This window comes from Streptomyces sp. a15, assembly GCF_059026085.1.
In genome coordinates this window covers 115,471-136,460 of the sequence record NZ_JBWLKM010000012.1, presented here as the reverse complement: position 1 = coordinate 136,460, position 20,990 = coordinate 115,471, and the positions used below count along the sequence as shown (strand labels likewise).

The 20,990-nt window shown below is 68.6% G+C and carries 20 protein-coding genes; 8 read left to right on the top strand and 12 right to left on the bottom strand.

Translation table 11 applies throughout. From position 1 onward, the window contains the following. Positions 1 to 63: 63 nt before the first annotated feature. Positions 64 to 2,547: a hypothetical protein gene (locus AC5P09_RS15850; protein WP_493874513.1), complete on the top strand. Its 2,484-nt coding sequence runs from the start codon at positions 64 to 66 to the stop codon at positions 2,545 to 2,547. Between the two features lie 481 nt (positions 2,548 to 3,028). Here AC5P09_RS15850 and AC5P09_RS15845 read toward each other — a convergent pair whose 3' ends face one another. After that, positions 3,029 to 3,694, bottom strand: coding sequence for a class I SAM-dependent DNA methyltransferase (locus AC5P09_RS15845; protein WP_493874512.1), 666 nt, complete (start codon positions 3,692 to 3,694; stop codon positions 3,029 to 3,031). Between the two features lie 20 nt (positions 3,695 to 3,714). Further along, complete coding sequence (locus tag AC5P09_RS15840; protein WP_493874511.1) at positions 3,715 to 4,215, bottom strand: hypothetical protein; 501 nt, start codon at positions 4,213 to 4,215, stop codon at positions 3,715 to 3,717. Positions 4,216 to 4,886: 671 nt separating this feature from the next. Here AC5P09_RS15840 and AC5P09_RS15835 point away from each other — a divergent pair. Next, on the top strand, positions 4,887 to 5,621 hold the full coding sequence (locus AC5P09_RS15835) for a DUF6879 family protein (protein ID WP_493874560.1): 735 nt from the start codon (positions 4,887 to 4,889) through the stop codon (positions 5,619 to 5,621). A gap of 15 nt (positions 5,622 to 5,636) precedes the next feature. Continuing rightward, positions 5,637 to 6,494: a helix-turn-helix domain-containing protein gene (locus tag AC5P09_RS15830; RefSeq protein WP_493874510.1), complete on the top strand. Its 858-nt coding sequence runs from the start codon at positions 5,637 to 5,639 to the stop codon at positions 6,492 to 6,494. A 16-nt stretch (positions 6,495 to 6,510) separates the two neighbouring features. On the opposite strand, the gene AC5P09_RS15825 is transcribed toward AC5P09_RS15830, so the two are convergent. From AC5P09_RS15825 to AC5P09_RS15810, 4 genes are all read right to left on the bottom strand, one after another. Further along, positions 6,511 to 6,783 (bottom strand): GntR family transcriptional regulator, encoded by a 273-nt coding sequence (locus AC5P09_RS15825; RefSeq protein ID WP_493874509.1) that lies wholly within the window; start codon positions 6,781 to 6,783, stop codon positions 6,511 to 6,513. Positions 6,784 to 7,721: 938 nt separating this feature from the next. Further along, positions 7,722 to 9,242, bottom strand: coding sequence for a cellulase family glycosylhydrolase (locus AC5P09_RS15820; protein WP_493874508.1), 1,521 nt, complete (start codon positions 9,240 to 9,242; stop codon positions 7,722 to 7,724). Between the two features lie 109 nt (positions 9,243 to 9,351). Continuing rightward, a complete protein-coding gene (locus AC5P09_RS15815; RefSeq protein ID WP_493874507.1) occupies positions 9,352 to 10,173 on the bottom strand; it encodes an ABC transporter permease in 822 nt (273 codons plus the stop codon). After that, complete coding sequence (locus AC5P09_RS15810) at positions 10,170 to 11,168, bottom strand: ATP-binding cassette domain-containing protein (RefSeq protein ID WP_493874506.1); 999 nt, start codon at positions 11,166 to 11,168, stop codon at positions 10,170 to 10,172. Before AC5P09_RS15810 ends, AC5P09_RS15815 begins: the two co-directional genes overlap by 4 nt. Before the next feature lie 88 nt (positions 11,169 to 11,256). Here AC5P09_RS15810 and AC5P09_RS15805 point away from each other — a divergent pair, with 88 nt between their 5' ends. Next, complete coding sequence (locus tag AC5P09_RS15805; RefSeq protein WP_493874505.1) at positions 11,257 to 12,102, top strand: TetR/AcrR family transcriptional regulator; 846 nt, start codon at positions 11,257 to 11,259, stop codon at positions 12,100 to 12,102. Here the strand turns inward: AC5P09_RS15805 and AC5P09_RS15800 are convergent. Beyond that, the gene (locus AC5P09_RS15800) at positions 12,082 to 13,062 is read right to left on the bottom strand and encodes a WD40 repeat domain-containing protein (RefSeq protein ID WP_493874504.1); all 981 of its coding nucleotides are present in this window, start codon (positions 13,060 to 13,062) and stop codon (positions 12,082 to 12,084) included. The genes AC5P09_RS15805 and AC5P09_RS15800 overlap by 21 nt on opposite strands. Before the next feature lie 89 nt (positions 13,063 to 13,151). On the opposite strand from AC5P09_RS15800, the gene AC5P09_RS15795 reads away from it, so the two are divergent. After that, positions 13,152 to 13,826: an SGNH/GDSL hydrolase family protein gene (locus tag AC5P09_RS15795; RefSeq protein ID WP_493874503.1), complete on the top strand. Its 675-nt coding sequence runs from the start codon at positions 13,152 to 13,154 to the stop codon at positions 13,824 to 13,826. 24 nt (positions 13,827 to 13,850) lie between these two features. Here AC5P09_RS15795 and AC5P09_RS15790 read toward each other — a convergent pair whose 3' ends face one another. Further along, positions 13,851 to 14,774 carry a nuclear transport factor 2 family protein gene (locus AC5P09_RS15790; protein ID WP_493874502.1) on the bottom strand — a complete coding sequence of 308 codons (924 nt, stop codon included), beginning with the start codon at positions 14,772 to 14,774 and terminating at the stop codon, positions 13,851 to 13,853. Positions 14,775 to 14,894: 120 nt separating this feature from the next. Here AC5P09_RS15790 and AC5P09_RS15785 point away from each other — a divergent pair, with 120 nt between their 5' ends. Next, the gene (locus AC5P09_RS15785; protein WP_493874501.1) at positions 14,895 to 15,890 is read left to right on the top strand and encodes an aldo/keto reductase; all 996 of its coding nucleotides are present in this window, start codon (positions 14,895 to 14,897) and stop codon (positions 15,888 to 15,890) included. 139 nt (positions 15,891 to 16,029) lie between these two features. On the opposite strand, the gene thpR is transcribed toward AC5P09_RS15785, so the two are convergent. Continuing rightward, a complete protein-coding gene (gene thpR / locus AC5P09_RS15780; RefSeq protein WP_493874500.1) occupies positions 16,030 to 16,602 on the bottom strand; it encodes an RNA 2',3'-cyclic phosphodiesterase in 573 nt (190 codons plus the stop codon). Positions 16,603 to 16,713: 111 nt separating this feature from the next. On the opposite strand from thpR, the gene AC5P09_RS15775 reads away from it, so the two are divergent. Next, the gene (locus AC5P09_RS15775; protein ID WP_493874499.1) at positions 16,714 to 17,301 is read left to right on the top strand and encodes a Uma2 family endonuclease; all 588 of its coding nucleotides are present in this window, start codon (positions 16,714 to 16,716) and stop codon (positions 17,299 to 17,301) included. A gap of 12 nt (positions 17,302 to 17,313) precedes the next feature. On the opposite strand, the gene AC5P09_RS15770 is transcribed toward AC5P09_RS15775, so the two are convergent. Next, positions 17,314 to 18,663, bottom strand: coding sequence for an MFS transporter (locus AC5P09_RS15770; protein ID WP_493874498.1), 1,350 nt, complete (start codon positions 18,661 to 18,663; stop codon positions 17,314 to 17,316). Positions 18,664 to 18,688: 25 nt separating this feature from the next. Beyond that, a complete protein-coding gene (locus AC5P09_RS15765) occupies positions 18,689 to 19,126 on the bottom strand; it encodes a MarR family winged helix-turn-helix transcriptional regulator (RefSeq protein ID WP_493874497.1) in 438 nt (145 codons plus the stop codon). Positions 19,127 to 19,271: 145 nt separating this feature from the next. On the opposite strand from AC5P09_RS15765, the gene AC5P09_RS15760 reads away from it, so the two are divergent. Further along, a complete protein-coding gene (locus AC5P09_RS15760; protein WP_266448357.1) occupies positions 19,272 to 19,460 on the top strand; it encodes a ribbon-helix-helix protein, CopG family in 189 nt (62 codons plus the stop codon). Positions 19,461 to 19,521: 61 nt separating this feature from the next. Here the strand turns inward: AC5P09_RS15760 and AC5P09_RS15755 are convergent, their stop codons facing one another. Further along, positions 19,522 to 20,973, bottom strand: coding sequence for an NCS2 family permease (locus AC5P09_RS15755; RefSeq protein ID WP_493874496.1), 1,452 nt, complete (start codon positions 20,971 to 20,973; stop codon positions 19,522 to 19,524). Positions 20,974 to 20,990: the final 17 nt, after the last annotated feature.

Below are 20,990 nucleotides of genomic sequence, written 5' to 3'. Positions count from 1 at the left end.
CCCGCCGGGCAGCAACTGCGGCTAGTCTTCCGGCTGGCACGGCGGCTGGCACGCTCGCGCGCGTTGATCCGTTCCACCCTGACGGTGTTCGTCGCCGCGGTCTTCGTCGTGGCGATGTTCATCGTGCTCAAGACGCTGTCCTTGTCCGGTGCACAGGTCGCCGACCGGGACATGGGCCGGTTTGATGCGTCGGTCGGCTACGGCAGCGTCCAGCTCCCTCCCGGGGACGACGCGTTCGTCCCCGAGCTGCGAGAGCGCCTGCAGCAGGCGGGTATCACGGACGCGCTGGTCATGCTCAGCGCCTTCGATGTCCAGCTCGACACCACGCCGGCACGCAATGTGACGATGTTCGAGGCCGACTGGGGCTCCGGCCCCTACCCGCGTCGCTACGACCTTCAGTCCGGGCGTTGGCCGAGCGGTCCGGGCGAGGTGGTCGTGACCGAGGCACAAGACGTGCGGAGCGCACCGGGCAAAGAGCTGACCGTGCTGGGAGACGTTCGCCTCAAGGTGGTCGGCACGGCCGACGACCGTAATGCCAGCACCTCGAACCTGCTGGCGGCCCCGGGCACGTGGGCCGCGTTGGACGAGAACCTCGTCCAGGGGTTCCCCATCCTGGCTACTCAGCCCGTCCTCCTGTGGTCGGGGACCGAACCCAAGAGCGGAATCACGGCGTTCAGCGCCGCAATCCGCAGCTGGGAGAAAGAGCAGAACAAGAAGCCTGAAAGTGACATCGCCGTCGCCGACACGCTCTCTCTGCGGGAAGAAGGCAGCGGGGAGGGGTTCTGGATCGAGAAGACCCCGGCCGGCTACACGGTCCCGGCGCTCCTGGTGCCGCTGGGCGCCGTACTGCTGGTGTTCGGGCTGAACGACCGGCGCTTTCGGCGCACTACGGGCTCCCTGGCCTCCCTGGGGATATCCCGCCGTACCGCAGCGGCCGGCCTCACCCTCGCCACGCTGGCCTGGTCCCTTATCGCGGCGACGGCAGGAGCCGCGGCCGGTCTGGGCGTAGGCGCGGGTGCCCGCCTCCTCGTCTCCCACCTGAGGGAGCGCCCGGCCGGTCCCATCGACGGACTCGCCGATCCCGCCCTCCGCCTGCTCACCGTGATCGTGCTTACCTCCCTGGTCGCCGGGCTGGCACTGGCGCGCGACGACCGCCGCAACGCCGCGGCGCCGGCCAACCGGGGCAAGACCGGCCGCTCCAGCGGCGAAACAGCCACCACCAAAACGTCGCGTCGCATTCGGGACACCCGCCAGGTACTGGCAGTCCTCGCCTGGTGCGCCACAGCCGTCTACGCAGTCCGTGTCGACTCCCCGGCCATGGCCATGACCCTGACCGGCATAGTGACCGTCGCTGTGCTGCTGGTCATCCCCGAGGCGTTCGCACTGACGCTGACGTTCATCCCCGAGAAGGGTCCCCGCTCCCGGCTCGCCCGCCGACAGCTGGCCGCCGACTCACGCCGTGCTTCCGCCTCCCTCGCCGTACTCACGGTCCTCTTCGGAGCTTCCCTGGGATTCCTCGCCCTGCTGGACACACTGCTGCGCACGGCTGATACGCAGAGGCACCCCGACGTGCTGTCCGGCCAGATCCTGCTGGCCGACAGCATCAGTGACCGCTTCGCCCCCACGAAGTCCGTACTGCGGGCCGCAGAGGCAACCAAGCTCCTGGATGGCCACCCCCGCTTCGAGGTCACTCCCGCCTTCACCATGGACAGCAACGACGTCACCCGTTCAGCCACCCGGCCGGGCAGCGACACCATTTTCCTCACCGTGAAATCCCCTGCCGACGCCGAGCATCTGCTCGGACATCCCCTCGGCCGCGATCAGCTGGCCACCCTGACCGATGGAGGCTTGCTCATCTGGTCCGATGCCCCAGGCGCTCCGGAAGGCACCTCCGCACGTACCAGCCTCGTCGTGCACCAGGACGACAAGATCCTTGGCCGCACCCCCGAACTCCCGATGGCCGCGGTGGACGCGGCACCGACCCAGTGGCGAGCCGGCAGCGACGGCATCATGCTCCGCTCCACCGCGAGCGATCTTCGGCTGCCGATGCCCCCGCAGGGGCCGATCATGGTCACCGGCCTTGCGGATACCCAGGCCGAAGCCGTTCAGCAGGCCCTCATCACCGCCGGGCACGACGGACGTGCAGCACGGATCCATGTGCCCCCCGCGCCAGCCGTTGCACCGGCGGCGCTGCTCGCCACCGCGGTCGCACTGGTACTCCTCGTCCTCGCCACAGTCCTGACGGCCATCCGCGGCCAGATCCGCACACTGCGCGGCTACACGGCCGGCCTCACCGCTCTCGGGCTACCCCCTGCCTGGACGCGGCGCATCCTTCTCTACCAGCAGGCAGCCCTCATCGCAGTCAGCACCCTGCTCGGTCTGATCATCGCTCTCCTGCCTACGGTGATCATCGCCACCCGGATCTCCGGTTTCGTCCTGAGCATTCCCTGGGCGCAGCTGGGCACTTTGCTCGCAGCGATCTACCTCGCTGCCCTGCTGGCCGCTACTCGTTCCCTCCTGCGCCTCCGCACCCAGGGAGAAGGGTGATCGTTTGGCGTGTTGGCGGCCCTCGCCCGGGGTCGTCTGCTGTCAGTGAGGGATGGGGCCGGCGCGGTGAGGGTGGGCGGCGTGGAGGTACTTCATGGCTGTGGTGGTGGAGATCCCGAAGACGCGGATGAGGTGGACGGGGTCTTCGGTATCGCGGGCCTCGTCCGAAGTCCGGTCCGCGCGTACAGCGCGCGAGGTGACCCCGCCGGGGGGCGAAGCAGGCGCTGAGGTAGAAGGCGCTGACGGGTTCGGTCACGGCGCCGAAATGTTCCTGGCGATCGCCCCGGCGGACGCCGAGGCGCTCACCAAGTGTGTCGATTAAGTGATCGAGAAGCTCTGATCACTTCAGGGGGCAGCAGCTTCCCGCGCGCGGTGTGCCGTGCCCGCGCCTTCTCGCCGCCGCCCAGGCGGGCCGCGGCGAGCTTGCCGCGCAGTTCTTACGACGATGAGGGGCGCCCGACAAGCACCGGGCGCCCCTTGATCATGCAGCTGAAGGCACTTCCGCACGGACGATGAGTGTGCCGATGTGACCGGATTCCGGAGCATCGAGTACGCATGCTCCGGCCGAGGCGAAGCCGGCGCGGGTGAGCAGACGCTCCCAGACGGCGGGACGATAGCTGTACCGGTAGGTGAACACGGCCCTGCCCGCGAAGCCTCCCTTGTACATGCCCTGCGGACCGTACGCGCCGGGGATGGCAGGCGGCTGGGAGAACACGAACACGCCGCCCGGGTTGAGCCGCGCCCGCACGAGCGGGAAGAGACGGCCCGGGTCGGCGAACCAGGCGGCGCCGAAGATCGAGTACACGGCGTCGTATGTGTCGTCGCCGTCGGCCAGCCACTCCAGAACCTCGCCGCAGGAGAAGACCGCGCCGGTGCCGGCCCACCGCTCGCTGCTCTTCTTCACCATGACCGGGGAGAGGTCGACGCCGTGCGCGGTGATGCCACGCTGGGCAAGGTGGACGAGGGCACGGCCCGTGCCGCAGCCGATCTCCAGCACGGAACGCGGGGTGCCGAGCAGTTCCGGGCCGGGGCCGTGACCGGCGTACTGCGTCCAGCAGAACCGCGGCTCGGCGTCGTCCTTGAAGGCGGACTCGGCGTAGGTGTCCCACAGTTCGGTCTCGGCTGGGATGTCGTGCGGTACGGGCACAGGGTGTTCCTCTTCACGGTTCAGTGACTGTCGGGGACCTTGTTGTCGCACGGGGAGCAGTCCGTGCCGTCGATGGCCCACAGCTCCTCGTCGACAGCGAAGCCGATGGACTTCAGGAAGTCGGCGGTGCGCAGGCAGAGTCCGTCGCGGCGGCGCTCGATGAAGGGGGCGTGGTGTTTGTATCGGCCCCCGTTGTACGTGTCGCACAGCGCCCACCACACGGGAGTATCGAGGATGAGCTGGTGGACACCGATGTCGACGAGCTTGCCGACACCGAGGTGCACTTCGGGGTGCTCCATGCAGCCGATGGTGTACATGACGGCGTTACCGAGGATGCGCTCTGCCATGTCGCGGATCATGGTGTGGTCGCGCAGCAGCAGAGCGACCTCGCGGTCCCACAGGCCCATGCCGCTGTCGAGGACGTTGACGGTCAGGTGCCTGACGTGCGGCTGGACGGCGTTGAGCAGCTCTTTCGGATCCCTTGTGCTGGTGCTGGAAGGGCTGTCGAGCAGGACGGTCATGGACGTTCCCCTTTCTGGGAAGAGTGGGGCGCCTGAGGCGGGGGCTGGAAACTCGGCTGTACTGGCGGGAGCAGACGGCTGGCGGTTGTAGACGTGATGCGGGCAGCCGCAGCGGCGGACGAGCCAGATGCCGCTGGCGTGGGGCAGTGGGATGTCCTCGGTCTGACGGCACTCGCGGTGCAGGTCCGTGTAGCCGGACTGGGCGGCAAGCGCGCACTCGGCCGACAGAGGCAGGGTCTCGGTAGCGGGCGCAGTCATCCGAGTCGCCGTGCCCTGTTCAGCTCGGTCACCCGTGCGCGCAGCACTTCGGTGTCCGTGGCTTGTCGGATTCCGCTGGGGTCCGCATCCCACTCGCGTCCACCGCCCGGTGGCCGGAGCTGAACGTAGGGGCCCTCGTTCCCCATCACGTAGCCGATCCTGTTCGTCTTCGTGTCGACAACCAGGGCGCCATGAAACTCCACTGCCGCACGTGGGGCGACATCCCGCGGTTCCGTCGTGGCCATGAACGGGACGCTAGAGAGAGGGAGTTGTTTCCTGCTCAGGAATTTCTCATAGTTTCTTGACTCTGCTGCCAAGTTGCGCGAAGTTTCTGACGAAGGTCAACGGAAGGGTGCGTCCAGGCCGTTGACCTCGGGGAGGCTGGTCACACCAGACCCCCAAGCGGAGGGAAGATCATGCGACGACTGCGGTTCAACGGCACTGGCTCAGGTGGCGGCGGATGCCCCGGCGTACACGAGGACCTCGAGTCGGGCGAAGTCATCGTGCACGGCCCGCCGCTCACGGACTCCGGGGACCTTGCCCAGTTGCAGCACTTCGACGAGGGCGAGGTGGCCGTGGTCGTACCACGTAACACGTTGGTCGACTTCGGGCCACGCGACGAGACACCACGGTTGATCAACGCCAAGGACGAGTTCGCCCACCTCTTCGGGACCTTTGAGCACACCGCCTGGCGCCTGGAGACCCGGCGCCGGTACGCGAGTGACGAAGTCGGAGACGACTGGGCTCAGTTCGTGGCGAATCAGCCGGTCCAGTGGGACTACGAGGACGCCTGGTGCCGTAACGTGCGCGCCCAGACGGCACTGGGCAAACGGTTCGAGCGAGTGCGCCTGGTCGACTCCCCGGCCACGACCGGACAGCTGTTCCTGCTCGACAACGCCGTACGGAACTGCGCTGTCGGCGAGGACATTCGCAACCTCACGCGCGCCGAGGCCGAACGGCTGCACCTGCCCGCCGAGGACTTCTGGCTCTTCGACTCCCGGTTGGTCGCCCGGCTCAACTTCGACGATGCCGACAACCTGGTCAGCATCGAACTCATCACTGAGCCGGCGAGGGTCAACCGCTATTGCCAAGTGCGGGACGCAGCCTGGCACTATGCGACTCCGTACGATCAGTTCAAAGCCACGTAAGTGACGTGATGTCCGGTGAGTACCGACTATCAGCAGGCTCGTGAAGCCTTGGGTATCCAGCTCCGTGAGCTCAGGTTCACATGCCCTGACGGTCGGCTCACCGGCGCGCAGCTTGCGGAGCGCCTTGGCCCGGGATGGACCAAGTCCAAGGTCAGCAAGCTGGAGAACGGCAGGCAGACTGCCGAGGCCGAAGAACTCAGGGCGTGGGCCGAGGCTACGGGCCACCCCCAGGCGTACGACGGCCTGCTGGCCCAGCTCCGAGGGTTCGAGTCCCACATCCGGTCGTGGCGACGGCAATTGGCCTCCGGGCACAAGCCGGTTCAGGACGCCATCACCGCTGAACACGAGCGCACGCGCGTACTGACCATCTGGGAGAGCAACCTCATCCCCGGCATGCTCCAGACGGCCGACTACGCCCGGCACGTCTTCACTCGGCACGCCAACCTCATACAGTCGCCACGGGATACTGAGGACGCGGTACGCGCCCGAATCCGTCGCCAGGAGGGCCTGTACGAACCCGGCAGGAAGTACAGGATCATGATGTGGGAAGCCGCCCTCTACGTTCGGGTGTGCCCTCCCCCGGTGCTGGCCGCTCAGCTCGACAGGGTCACGAGCGTGATGGGCCTGGACACCGTGGAGCTCTGTGTCGTGCCGTTCACTGCCTCTCTCAAGATCTATCCGGGCAACGGCTTCTGGATCTATGACGAACGACGTGTGGTCGTCGAGGACTGGCATGCGGAGCTGTGGCTGGACGATTCCGACAGCGTCGCGACGTACCTACGGGCGTGGGACACGTTGAGAGAATCCGCGGTATACGGGGCCGACGCCCACGACGTGATCAGCGCGGCGCGGAATGCGCTGAACCCGCACTAGGCGCCGGCCGACCCGTCTACACCCCGCCCTGGTCACCCTCGACGGCGGGGAGTTGCTCAACCACGAACGACCCGCGCGCCCTCACGGTGATGATCAGTCCGCGTTCCCTCAGGATGTCCAGCGCGCGGCGCACGGTGTTGGAGCCGACGCCGTACTCCTGAGACAGGATCAGCTCACCGGGCAAGCGTGATCCGGCAGCGAACTCTGCGGTACGAATCTTGTTCTCAATGATCTTCGCGAGCTGGTCGTAGTGGTAGGACGCGGCGGCGGGATTGATCTTCTCTTCCACACAGCCGAACGTAAACGTCCGACAACTGACGTGCATCACCGAAAGTGGTCAACTACTGCCGTCTACTGCCGACCACTTTCGAAAGCGGTTATGGTGCCGATGTACGAACAAAGACCCCCGCGACGGGCGCAACCGTCCGGGGGCGTGGCCCTCAACCCTCAGGAGGTTGAAGACATGGGTAGTCGTATCACGGCTGCATTCATTTGGGCTTTGGTGCCCCTGCTATGCCGGGTTCTTCCAAGCACGGGGAGACATCGGAAGCCGTCGGCGGCAAACCGAAGCGCTGTGAGCTGCGGAAACGTAAAGCAACATGTCCGCCTGGTCGCCACCCCCAACCCGGAGTTCACCGCCTCACGGGTGCGGCCCTACTGGACAGCGAGGGAACGTGCGCTGAGGTGGAAGCGGCGGCGGATCCTGGTCATGGCCGCTCACTTCCGCCTCGACCTCGACACCCGAGACATTCACGCCGTGGCCGGGAGTGGGGTCCGGTGATCCACACGACCAAAACCGCCGGGGGACACCTTGATACGGAGCCCCTGTCGGCTGAGTGCGCGTTGGCACAGCGTCCCGAGTACCGGGGACTGCACGCCGACTGCCGCCAGACCGAAGACGTCCCCCTGCCCCACTCCAGGGGCCTACTGCTTGTGTGCCGCTGCCAATGCCCCTGCCACGCTGCGGGAGGTACCCGATGACCAACGTCCCCGATCCGGTCTGGACGCCGGAACCCCCGTACGTGTCCGGTCGCTGCACGATCGGCACCCATGACCGCTGCCGGGACGCCGAACCCCGCGAGTCGGGTGTTCCCGGGGTGCGCCTTCTGGTGTGCACCTGCCCTTGCCACCGCCCGTCCTGGCAGGCCCAGGTACCGACAGTCGAGAAGCCCTGATCGCTCCCATACGTCCCTGAGGGCGCCCGGCGGAAACCGGGCGCCCCTCGATTCATGCAGCCGTACAGCTCACCCCCGGCACACCCCCACCCCCAGGCGCACCCCCGAACCCGAAGCTCGCCGAACCCCCCGCCGCGACCGCCCCGTTGTGATCGGCGTTCGCGGCGGTCACGGTCGCGCCGCTCTGGGTGTACGAGGCGTTCCACATGCTGGTGACCTTCTGTGAACCGGGCCAGGTCCAGGTCACCTTCCAGGACTTGAGCGCGGTCGTGCCCGGGTTGGTCACCTTCACCTCGGCGTTGAAGCCGCCGCCCCAGTCGCTGCTGACGGAATAGGTCGCGGTGCAGGCGGCCGTGCCTCCTCCGGGGCCGGGGTCACCGGGATTGCCCGAGCCGCCGCCGCTCGGGAACCCCGGCGCCTTGATGCTCGCCAGATACCCGTCCTTCACCGTGTCCACGGTCGACCAGTCGTCCTTCAGGATTCCGCCGGTGTCGCCGGAGTTGGGGTTCCAGGACCAGAAGGTCCAGTGGAAGGAGTCGGAGCCGTACGTCGACGTGGGCCCCAGGTAGTTCACCAGCGCCGCGAGCCACTTCTGGTCCACCGTCGACTGGAGCGTCGTACCGAACTCGCCGACCCACACGGGTGCGATGTTCTGCTTGAAGATGTAGCCCCAGTACTTGTCCCAGATCCCCGGCATGTTGTCGGGGAACGACGGGTCGCTGAACCAGCTCTGCTGGGCCACGCTGGTGGCGTAGTCGTGCGCCGAGTACACGACCCGGTTCGGCACGTCCAACTGCACCGGGTGGTCCGCGACGCCCATCAGGTTGCCGCCCCACCAGCCGGAGACGCCGTTGTACGTCTGGACGCCCTCGACGAAGATCAGGAGCTCGGGGTTGACGGACAGTACGGCGTTTCCGGCCCGCTGGGCGGCGAGGCGCCAGTCACGGGCCGTGTCGCCGCAGCCCCAGCAGGCGGGGTCGTGCGGTTCGTTGTGCAGGTCGATGCCCACCACCGTGGGGTTACCGACGTAACGGGTCGCCAGCGCCTTCAGGTTCGCGATCCACGTCGACTCCGGTACCGCCGACGTGTACCAGAGCGCCGACTGGCCGGCGGCGTCCGGGCGATGCCGGTCGAGGACGATCTTCAGGCCGCCCTGACCGGCGTACGCGACGATCTTGTCCAGGATCTGAAGGGAGTTGAGCCCCTGCAGGTCGGCGTTCTTGCCGGCGGAGAAGTCGATGCTGTTGGGGACGGTGGAGCTCTTGAGGATGTCGTCGCTGAACGGGACGCGGAGGGTGTTGTAGCCCAGCGACTTCATCTGGTCGATCATGCTCTTGTAGTCGCGGGCCCAGAGGCCGTGGGGGACGTGGTTGGCGGTCTCGAAGCCGAACCAGTTGATCCCGGCGATACGGACCGGCTGCCCGGCCGCGTCCAGGATCTGGCGGCCACTGGTGTGCCAGTAGCCCGCCCCCGGTTCGGCCGCCTCGGCCGCGTCGGCGGTCTGGACGCCGGCCAGGGGTAACAGGAGCGCCGCGGCAACAGCGCACAGCGCTCTTCGCAAGCTGCGGAACATGTCGCAACTTCCTCTCGGGAGGCGCGGGCCCGGAACCAGTGGGAGCGCTCCCACGTCCCCGCACCTCCCATGGAAGTCAGGTCACACCGACACGTCAAGGCATCCGACGTCACCGGCTCAGCTTCTGGAACCTCCGTACCGCCAGCGGCAGGAAGATCGCCGTCAGCACCACCGGCCACACCCCGGCCATCAGCAGCGCGTGCTGCTCGACCCAGGAGTCCCCGGACCCGACCGGCGTTCCGAACAGCTCGCGGGTGGCCGCGGCCGTGGAGGAGATCGGGTTCCAGGCGGCCACATGGCCCAGCCAGTCGGGCATCAGCTGGGGGGCGACGAAGATGCTGGAGATCATCGTGAGCGGGAAGGCGACCGCGAACAGTCCGCCCGCCGCCTCCGGGTTGGGGACCAGGAGACCCAGCCACACCCCGATCCAGATCAACGCGAACCTGAGCCACAGCAGCAGTCCGAACGCGGCGAGGAAGCCCCAGCCGCCGTCCGGCCGCCAGCCCATGGCGAACGCGGTGAGCATCATGATCCCCAACTCCGCGCAGGCGACGAGGAGATCGGTCACGCCACGCCCGGCCACCACTGCCGAGGAGGCCATCGGCATGGAGCGGAAGCGGTCGATGACGCCCTTGGTGGAGTCGTAGACGACGACGGTGGCGGTGTTGATGAAGCCGAACGCCATCGTCATCACGAACATCCCGGGCATCAGGAAGTCCTGGTAGTCCCCGCCGCCGGGCACCTGCATGGCGCTGCCGAAGACATAGCCGTAGAGGAGGACGGACAGGATCGGGAAGCCCAACTGCCAGGCGATGTTGACGGGTTGGCGCTGGTAGTGGGTCAGTCCGCGGCGGACGATGTTCCAGCAGTCGGCGAGGGCCCAGTACACACGGCCGCGGGTGTCCTGGCCGGTCAGGTCGAGGGCACTCATGCGGCGACCTCCTTCGCGGTGGTCTCGGTGGTCTCGGTGGTCTCGGTCGTCTCGGTCCGGTGTCCGGTCAGGCGCAGGAACACGTCGTCGAGGCTCGGCCTGCGCAGCCCGATGTCCTCGACCCGCACGCCCTCGTCCTGCAGGGTCCGTGCCACCTCCGTCAGCGCGGACACCCGGTCGGTCACCGGGGCGTGCACCCGCAACCCGTCCTCGTCCGCCTCGGGTTCGCCGTCGCAGACCCGCGCGACGACCTTGACCACCCTCGGGATCTCGGACCGCTCGGCGACCACGACCTCGATACGGTCGCCGCCGATGCGGTTCTTCAGCCCGTCCGGGGTGTCGTCGGCGATGGCCCGCCCGTGGTCGATGACGGTGATGCGGGAGGCCAGCTTGTCGGCCTCCTCCAGATACTGCGTGGTCAGCAGCACGGTGGTACCGCTCGCCACCAACGCCCGCACGGAGTCCCAGACCTCACCGCGGCTACGGGGGTCCAGTCCCGTCGTCGGCTCGTCGAGGAACAGGACGGCCGGGGCGAGGATCATCGAGGCGGCGAGGTCGAGGCGGCGCCGCATGCCGCCGCTGTAGCCGTCGACGCCCTTGTCGCCGGCGTCGGTGAGATCGAACTGCTCCAGCAGCTCCACGGCCCGCGCCTTGGCCCGCCTGCCGCCGAGGTGGAACAGGCGGCCGAACATCTCCAGGTTCTGGCGTCCGGTGAGCACCTCGTCCACGGCCGCGTACTGCCCGGTGAGGCCGATGCGGGCGCGCACCTCGCGCGGCTGCCGGACCACGTCGAGGCCGGCCACCGTCGCGTGTCCGCCGTCCAGCCGGACGAGCGTGGACAGGATGCGTACGGCCGTGGTCTTGCCGGCGCCGTTCGGTCCGAGCAGGCCGTGCACGGTGCCCTCGCGGACCGCCAGGTCGAAGCCGTCGAGGGCGCGCTTCTCGCCGTAGCGCTTCTCCAGGGCCTCGGCCTGCACCGCGTATGTGTCGCTCATGGGTCCCCCTTCTCGGCAACTGAGTACACCGTACCCGATTGCGAGTACACCGTACCCAGTTTTTCTCCGAGGACTTAAGCTGAACTCCATGACGAGCGGCAAGGGCGGTACGGAGACCAGCGGCAGCGGCGACATCGTCCGCACCATGGAACTGCTGTGGGACACCGGCCGACGCCCCAGTCGGGGCCCCAAACCGGCCCTGACCCTGGACCGGATCGTGGAAGCCGCCGTCCAGGTCGCGGACGCCGACGGCCTGGACGCGGTGTCCATGCGCCGGATCGCCACCGAGCTCGGCACCGGCGCCATGTCCCTGTACCGGTACGTCCCCGGCAAGGGCGAACTGCTCGACCTGATGCTGGACCGCGTCCAGCGCCCCTCCGAGAACCCCGCCGACCTCGGCGACGGCAGCTGGCGCTCCGCCCTGGAGGCGATGGGCCGCGCCACCCTCGCCCTCTACCGCCGCCACCCCTGGCTGCTCCAGGTCAACCAGTCACGCCCGATCCTCGGCCCGAGCGCTCTGGACGGCATGGAGAAGATCCTGGCCCGGATCAAGCCGATGGGGCTGACCGACCCCGAGCTGGTCTCGGCGGTCATCATGATCGACGGGTATGTCGTCGGCGCCGCGCGCACCCAGCTCTACCAGCGGGAGGCGGAACGCCGGACGGGCCTGACGGACACGGAGTTCTGGCAGGCCCAGGCGCCGACGCTGGAGAAGATCATGACGTCCGGCCGCTATCCCCTGCTCGCCACCCTCGACGAGGACACCTGGGGCCCCGACTTCGACCACTTCGAGTTCGGGCTGCAGCGGATCCTGGACGGGCTGGAGGTGTTCGTCAACGAGCGGCGAGCGAACGAGCAGGAAGGGAACGAGCAGGAAGGGAACGAGCAGGCCGCGAACCGGCGGGCAGCGGGTTCACGACCGGCGCCGGAATAGCCGCCGGAAGCCGATCACGGCCGCGAACGCGACGGCCACGGCGATCGCGCCGACCTTGACATTGCCGCTGCCGGCGTCGCTTCCGCTGCCGTCGCCGTCCGCCGAACTTCCCCCGGCGGAGGGTGACTTGGACCCGGTGCTCCCAGGTGCGTCCTCCGGCTCCACGGGACTGTCGGTCCCTTCGGCGCCGAACATGAGCGTCGTTCCGTCGTCGGTGTAGGTGACGGACTCGCCCTGCCCCAGGAACGGGACGCCGACCCGCTCCAGCCGCTTGATCTTCCCGCCGTTCCAGTCGTAGGCGATCGCCCCGAAGTAACTGCGTACGACGAGCTGTTCACCGTCGGGCGACAGGGCGGCGTCCGTGGCCTCCAGGTCGGCGACGGGGGCGACGGGCTTGAAGACGTTGGTTCCGGAGGCGGAGAGCTCGGCCGGGCCCTCGTACAGGTGCCCGCCCTTCTCGTTCTTGTCGACGATGTAGGCCCGCCCGGTCTTCGGGTGCACGACCAGGGACTCGGCGTCCCGCGCCCCGTCCGAGTACTTCACGACGTACTGCGTGGCCCGGATCGTCTGGTCCCGCAACTCCTTGGGCTCGGGCAGCCGGTAGATCCACACATAGGGCCAGGTGCCGCCGAGGTTGTCGCCGATGTCGCCGACGTAGATCTCGTTGCCGGGGCCGATGGAGATGGCCTCGACGTCCCGCGGGGTGCCCACACCGGTCAGGGTGACGGTCGCGACGGTCTTCCCCGTCCCGCTGTCGACGGCGTACAGGTAGGCCCCGTCGTCGCTGTCGTTGTGCGTCCAGTAGATACCGGGGTGTTGGCGGGAGGCCGCGAGTCCGCTGGACTCGGTGATACGGGGGTCCGTGATGGTGAACCCCTTGTCGCCGTCGGCGGCGGAGGCGGGCACGGCAAAGGCACCCACGAGGAGGACCCCGGCGAGGAGGGCGAACGGTCGGCGCATGCCCCAAGCCTGCCATCCCGCGCCGCGGTCCACGGGCGGGTGGCGGTCCTCACACTCCGGCCGGCCCGCTGATCGTCCATCATGAGCGGATGCTCAGGTTCATGCCCGTCGGCGATTCCCAGACCATCGGCAGTGCCGGCGAACACACCTGGCGCTACCGGCTGTGGCAGCACCTGCGCGCGACGTACGGCGGCCCGTTCGCCCTCGTCGGCCCGCGCGAGACGCTGTACGACAAGTCGACCGACGCCCCGACGTCCCACGACTACGCCGACCCCCACTTCCCGCGCTCGCACCTCGCGGGCTGGGGCGAGGGCTGGCTGCACATGGCCCCGCTGATCGGCGGGGCGGTACGGGAGCACCGGGCGGACGTCCTCCTGGTCGCGCTCGGCCTGATCGACCTGGGCTTCTACACCGACCCGGGACAGACGGCCGAGAACGCCCGCCGCTTCGTCGCCGAGGCCCGCACCGCCAACCCGCGCGTCCGCATGGTCGTCCTCCCGGTCGTCCCGAACGCACTCGCCGAGTCGGACACCGCCTTCGCCGAGCGGGTCGCCCTCTTCAACGACCTGCTGGCGAAGGCGGTCGCCGACCTGGACGAACCCCGCTCACCCCTGCTGCTGGCGTCGCCGCCCAAGTCGTACGACATCCACACGGACACCTACGACGGCACGCATCCCAACGCGAGCGGCGAGCACAGGATCGCGGCGGCCTTCGCGGACGCGATGCACCAGGCGTGGGGCCTCGCGGAGCCGTACGACGGCTGAGGCACGGCACAGGGGCGGCCGGCTCTAGAACATCGTGTTGTCGTTCGCCGACGTGGCCGGCACGTCCTGGAGCACGTCCCAGTGCTCGACGATCTTCCCGTTCCGCACCCGGAAGAGGTCCACGACCGCCTGGCCGCGCTCGCCCGGCGCGTTCACGTAGTGGCTGTGGACCGCGACCAGGTCGCCCTCGGCGACGATCCGCTTCGGCGAGACGGACAGCTGCGGGAACGCCTGGAAGTACCCGCCGAGCCCGGCCTTCGCACCCGCCACGCCGTCCGCGATGTTCGGGTTGTGCTGGTGGTACTCAAGGCCCCAGTACGTGTCGAGCGCCGACACGTCCTTCTTCACGATGAGCTGGTCGAAGGCTTTGGTCACCAGCTTCTTGTTGTACGCGGTCAGCCACCGCGGCGCCGGCGCCTCCGTCCGCGGCCGACTGACCGTCGAGAACATGTCGTTGCCGTTGGCCGTGGTCTCCGGCACGTTCTGCGCGGTGTCCCAGTGCTCGGCGATCTTCCCGTCCTGGAAGCGGAAGATGTCGAAGACGGCCGAGCCCCGACTCCCCGGCGTCAGCACGACGTTGGAGTGCACGAGGACCAGGTCGCCCTCGGAGATGACCCGCTTGATGTCGTACGCGGCGTCCGGGAACTGCTGGTGCAGCCCCACTCCCAGGTTCTTCAACGTCTCGGCGCCGTCGGGCGCGAGCGGGTTGTGCTGGATGTAGTCCGGCCGTACGAACCGGTCGACGACCCCGGTGTCGCCCTGCTCGAACACGCCCTTGAGGACACGTACGGCGACGGCCTTCTGGTAGTCGAGCCGCGCTCCCTCGCCGTAGCGCACCGAGTGGTGGGCGGACGGGGCGGCGACGGCGGGTACGACGGCGGTTCCCAGCAGGGCACCGGCGGCGAGCGCGGCGACGAGGATGCGGCGCGCGGGCGTGGTGGGGGTCACGAGGCTCCATCGGCAGATCTTGAATGTTCAAGTTGATGCTTCCCAAAGGAAAGCACTAACTTCCAGTTAGCGTCAAGGCTGCTTGCATAGAGCGCACTCCAGGCCGTTGGCTAGGCAGTCATGAAGTACACGCAGCTCGGACGCACGGGACTCAAGGTCAGCCGACTGGTGCTCGGCACCATGAACTTCGGTCCGCAGACCGATGAGGCGGACAGTCACGCGATCATGGACGCGGCGCTGGACGCGGGCATCAACTTCTTCGACACGGCGAACGTGTACGGCTGGGGTGACAACAAGGGCCGTACCGAGGAGATCATCGGGAACTGGTTCGCCAAGGGCGACGACCGGCGCGAGAAGGTCGTCCTCGCCACCAAGATGTACGGGAACATGGCGGGCGACGGCGTCGCCGCCTGGCCCAACCACGACAAGCTCTCCGCCCTCAACATCCGGCGGTCGGTGGACGCCAGCCTCAAGCGGCTGCAGACCGACTACATCGACGTCTACCAGTTCCACCACATCGACCGCGCCACTCCCTTCGAGGAGATCTGGCAGGCCATCGACGTGCTCGTACAGCAGGGGAAGATCCTTTACGTCGGCTCCTCCAACTTCCCCGGATACAAGATCGCCCAGGCCAACGAGATCGCCGCCCGGCGCTCCGGCACCATCGGCCTCGTCAGCGAGCAGTGCCTGTACAACCTCGCCGAGCGCCGCGCGGAGATGGAGGTCATCCCGGCCGCGCAGGACTACGGCGTCGGCGTCATCCCCTGGTCTCCGCTCCACGGCGGCCTGCTCGGCGGCGTGATCAAGAAAGAGGTCAAGGGCGGCCGGCGGGCCTCCGGGCGCGCGGCGGACACCCTCGCGAACCCGGCCGTACGCGCGCAGATCCAGTCGTACGAGGATCTGCTCGACAAGCACGGGATCGAGCCCGGCGAGGCCGCACTGGCCTGGCTGCTCACCCGGCCCGGCGTGACCGGCCCGATCGTCGGCCCGCGCACCGCGGAGCAGCTCAAGTCCGCCCTGCGCGCGGTCGAGCTGGAGCTCGGCGAGGACCTGCTGACCGGGCTGGACGAGATCTTCCCGGGGCCGGGGCCGTCGCCGGAGGCCTTCGCCTGGTAGTAGTCGGCAGCAGTGCCCGGCGAGGGGCGGCGGTCGGTCCTACCTTCCGACCGCCGCCGCCACCGCCACGACGAAGAACATCAGCACGAGCGCACCGGCCATGATCCGGTTCCGGGTTTTCGGGTCCACGCCTTCGAGCCTAACCGGCCGCGCCGAGCGGCCAGCGGGCGACCGTCTCGTAACGCGGCTGCTCGCCCGGGACGCCCGACTTCGGCAGGTTGCTGCGGACCAGCGTCAGCTCGTCCACCGTCCAGGTGCGGCCGGCGAACCCCTTCAAAGCCTCCAGATACGGCCGTACGTCGACGTCCTCCCGACTGCGGGCCACCGTCAGGTGGGCCTTGTAGCGGCGGTGCTCCCCCATCGGCACGCCCGCCTTGCGCGCCGCCGACTCCGCGCGGTCGGCCAGCAGGCGGAGGGTCGTGAGGTCGCCCTCCGCGCCCGCCCACAGCGCGCGGCCGTGGCCGAACTGGCCGCCGCCGCGCACCGCCAGCGGGAAGCGGGCCGTGCGGTGGGCGGCCCGCTTCAGGCGGGCCGACAGTTCCGGTACGAGGTCGTCGTCGACCTCACCGTAGAACGCGAGGGTGTAGTGCCAGCCGGGGCGGCCGGTCCAGCGCAGGCCGTCCGCGCCGGGGAGTTTCTTCAACTCCATGACCCGTGCGGCGAGTTCACTGACCACGTCCTCGGGCGGCAGCACGGCGGCGAAGAGTCTCATGGGGTCAGTGTGCCTGCCGGCCCAGGAGTCCGGGCGTGTCCTGGTCACCGTGCGTATCGTTGTACTGCGCGGCTGCACTCGTCCACAGGGCAGCCGGGGAGGAGCGCCACGATGACCGTCGTAGACGACAGGATCGCCATGGCCGACGCCAATACCAAGCGCTTGGACGAGTGGTTCGAGCGGCTTGAGCGGATGCCCGTCCCCGAAGGATTCAGGGTCGAGATCGTCGGGGGCAATGTTCACATGACGCCGCAGCGCGACACCCACTGGGAGATCATTCGCCGGATCGTACGGGCTGTCGAGGACAGGTTCGGGATGGACGTCAAGGTCTTTTCGGACGTACGCATCGACTTCCCCGGCCACGAGAACGGCTTCTGCCCGGACGTGGCCATGCTCAGCGCCTCGGCTGTGAAGGACGACCAGGGTCGCTGGCACCATGAGGACGTCGAGTTCGTCGCCGAGGTCATCTCCCGGGGCACGGCCGCCAACGACTACGGTCCCAAGAAGACCGCGTACGCGCTGGCTGAAGTCCCCGTGTACCTCATCGTCGATCCCTATCAGGGCAAGTGCCGTCTCTACGTCCACCCCAAGGACGCGGACTACGCGATCGAGACGAAGGTCTCCTTCGGAGACGACGTGGACCTCACCGACACCGTCGTCGGCCTCACCCTCAAAACCCACGAGTTCCCCCGAGACTGACGCCCCGAACGGCTACGCCGCCGCAGCCAGCTCCTCCCGCTCCCGCGGTACGAACCGCACCTGCGGATGCCCGCCGTTCCAGCCCACCGACAGCCGCAGGCCGCCGACGCGGGCCAGGACCAGGCCGATCGTCAGGGCCGCGGCGGCCGAGACCACGCCGCCCGCGGCCAGGCCCGCCCGGACGCCGTACGCGTCGGTGATCCAGCCGGCGATCGGCGCGCCGATCGGGGCACCGCCCATGAACACCATCATGTAGAGGGCCATCACCCGGCCCCGCATGGCCGGATCGGTGCTCATCTGGACGCTGCTGTTGGCGGTGACGTTGACCGTCATGCCGAACATGCCGATCGGGGCCATGAGCAGGGCGAACAGCCACAGGGAGGGAGCGATCGAGGCCACGATCTCCATCACGCCGAAGGCCACCGCCCCCGCGACCAGCACGCGCATCCGGGCCGTGCCGCGCCGGGCCGCGAGCAGGGCGCCCGCGAGGGAGCCGACCGCCATCAGCGTGTTGAAGAGGCTGTAGGAACCCGCGCCCGCGTGGAAGACGTCGTCGGCGAAGGCCGAGAGGTAGACGGGGAAGTTGAAGCCGAAGGTGCTGACGAACCCGACCAGGACGATGGTCCAGATCAGGTCCGGGCGCCCGGCGACGTACTGCAGGCCCTCCCGCAGCTGGCCCTTGGCGCGCGGGGCGCGCTCGACGACGTGCAGCTCACGCGCTCGCATCATCAGCAGGCCCGCGAGGGGCGCGATGAAGGACAGGCCGTTGAAGAGGAACGCCCAGCCGGTGCCGACACCGGTGATCATCAGGCCGGCGACGGCGGGCCCGACGAGGCGGGCCGACTGGAAGTTCGCGGAGTTGAGGCTGACCGCGTTCTGCAGCTGGTCCGGGCCGACCATCTCGGAGACGAAGGACTGGCGGGCCGGGTTGTCGACGACGGTCGCGAGACCGACGGCGAAGGCGGCGAGGTAGACGTGCCAGACCTGGACGTGGCCGGAAAGGGTGAGGACCGCGAGCGCGATGCCGGTGAGGGCCATCGAGGACTGCGTGAAGAGCAGCGTGGGCCGCCTGGGCAGGCGGTCGACGAGGACGCCGCCGTAGAGGCCGAAGAGCAGCATCGGCAGGAACTGCAGGGCCGTCGTTATGCCGACGGCGGTGGCGGAGCCGGTGATGCTCAGGACCAGCCAGTCCTGGGCGATGCGCTGCATCCAGGTGCCGATGTTGGACACGACCTGGCCGGCGAAGAACAGCCGGTAGTTCCTGACCTTCAGCGAGCTGAACATGGACGAGCGCTTGGGGGTGGGCGGGGAGTCGTGGGTGGTCGGTGCGGGGGCGGAGTCTGCTCCGGGTCCCGAACTCAAAAGGTCGCCTCCTTGTGAACGCTGCTTACAGGTGTGCCAGCTTCTCCAGTACGGGGGCGGCGGCGCGGATCTTCGCCCACTCGTCCTCGCTCAGGCCGTCGACCAGGGTGGCCAGGAAGGCGTTGCGCTTGCGGCGGCTCTCCTCGAGCATCGCCTCGGCCTGCTCGGTCTTCGTGACGACCTTCTGGCGCCGGTCCTCGGGGTGCGGCTCGAGACGGACCAGGCCCTTGGCCTCCAGCAGCGCCACGATGCGGGTCATCGACGGCGGCTGGACGTGCTCCTTGCGGGCGAGTTCACCCGGGGTGGCCTTGCCGCACAGGGACAGGGTGCCGAGCACCGACATCTCGGTCGGGCTCAGCGACTCGTCGACCCGTTGGTGCTTGAGCCGACGGGACAGCCGCATGACGGCGGAGCGCAGGGAGTTCACGGCGGCAGCGTCGTCGCCATGGGTAAGGTCCGACATGTCTTTAGGGTAACTCATTACTCTCGCTAAACAAGCTGGCGCGCGCACAGATTCCCGTGAGACCCACCACTGAAACCCGATCCGCACCCGTACGAGTGAATCGGCAGCGGAAAGTGAACGCGCGCCGCCCGGCCCGGCGACCCTCGTGTTCATGGGGACCAGCGTGCTCAGCCTGCGGATAGACGGGGAGCTGCTCGAGCGGCTCCGGGACCATGCGGCCAAGAGGGGAATGAGCGTCCAGGACTACGTGGTCAGGACGCTCGTTCGCGACGACTTCGACGAGCGGTTCCAGTCCGCCGTCGAGGAGACGGAAAAGTTCTACGGGGTGCCGTGAGCGGGCTTACGGGAGCGGGCTTACGGGAGCGGGCTTGCGGGAGCGGCTTACGGGAGCGGGCTTACGTCAGGCCCAGCGCCGGCATCAGGTAGTAGAAGCCGAACACCGCCGCCACGACGTACATCGCGGCCGGGATCTCCTTGGCGCGGCCCGCTGCCAGACGCAGCACCACGAAGGTGATGAAGCCCATGCCGATGCCGTTGGTGATCGAGTAGGTGAACGGCATCATCACCATGGTGATGAAGGCCGGGACGGCGATGGTGTGGTCGGCCCAGTCGATCTCCTTGACTGAGCCGGCCAGGATCAGGAATCCGACCGCGAGCAGGGCCGGGGTGGCCGCCTGGGAGGGCACCATCGTGGCAATCGGCGTGAGGAAGAGCGCCACGGTGAAGAGACCGCCGGTGACGACGTTCGCGAAGCCGGTCCGTGCCCCCTCGCCGACGCCGGCCGTGGACTCCACGAAGGCGGTGGTGGCGGAGGAGGAGCTGGCGCCGCCGGCGGCGACGGCGAGACCGTCGACGAACAGGACCTTGTTGATGCCGGGCATCTGACCCTGGGCGTCGGTCAGCTTGGCCTCGTCGCTGACGCCCATGATCGTGCCCATCGCGTCGAAGAAGCACGACAGCAGCACGGTGAAGACGAAGAGGACGCCGGTCAGTACGCCGACCTTCGCGAAGCCGCCGAAGAGGCTGACCTCGCCGATCAGGCCGAAGTCGGGGGTGGCGACGGGGTTGCCGGGCCACGTGGGCGTGGTCAGACCCCAGGAGGGAATGTCCGCGACGGCGTTGATGATCACCGCGAGGACGGTCATCGTGACGATCGAGATGAGGATCGCGCCGGAGACCTTGCGGACGATGAGGGCCAGGGTCAGCAGCGTGCCGAGGACGAAGACGAGCACCGGCCAGCCGTTGAGGTGACCGTCGCCGCCGAGCTGGAGGGGGACGGTGGTCTGGGCGACGTCCGGGATGCGGGAGACGAAGCCGGAGTCGACGAGGCCGATCAGCATGATGAACAGGCCGATGCCGATGGAGATGGCCTTGCGGAGGCCGTAGGGCACGGCGTTCATCACGCGCTCGCGCAGGCCGGTGGCCACGAGGAGCATCACGATGAAGCCGGCGAGGACGACCATGCCCATCGCGTCCGGCCAGGACATCCGGGGGGCGAGCTGGAGGGCGACGACCGAGTTCACACCGAGGCCGGCGGCGAGAGCGATCGGGACGTTGCCGATGACGCCCATGAGGAGGGTGGTGAACGCCGCCGTCAGCGCCGTCGCCGTGACCAGCTGTCCGTTGTCGAGCTGGTGCCCGTACAGGTCCTTCGCGCTGCCGAGGATGATCGGGTTCAGCACGATGATGTAGGCCATCGCGAAGAAGGTGGCGAAACCGCCCCGGATCTCCCGGGACAGCGTGCTGCCCCGCTCGGAGATCCGGAAGTGGCGGTCGAGGGCGCCGTGGGCGGGCGTACCGCCCGGCGGCTGGGGCGCGGGGGCCTGGGCGGGGGCCGAGGTGGGCATGCGTGGGCCTTTGGTGT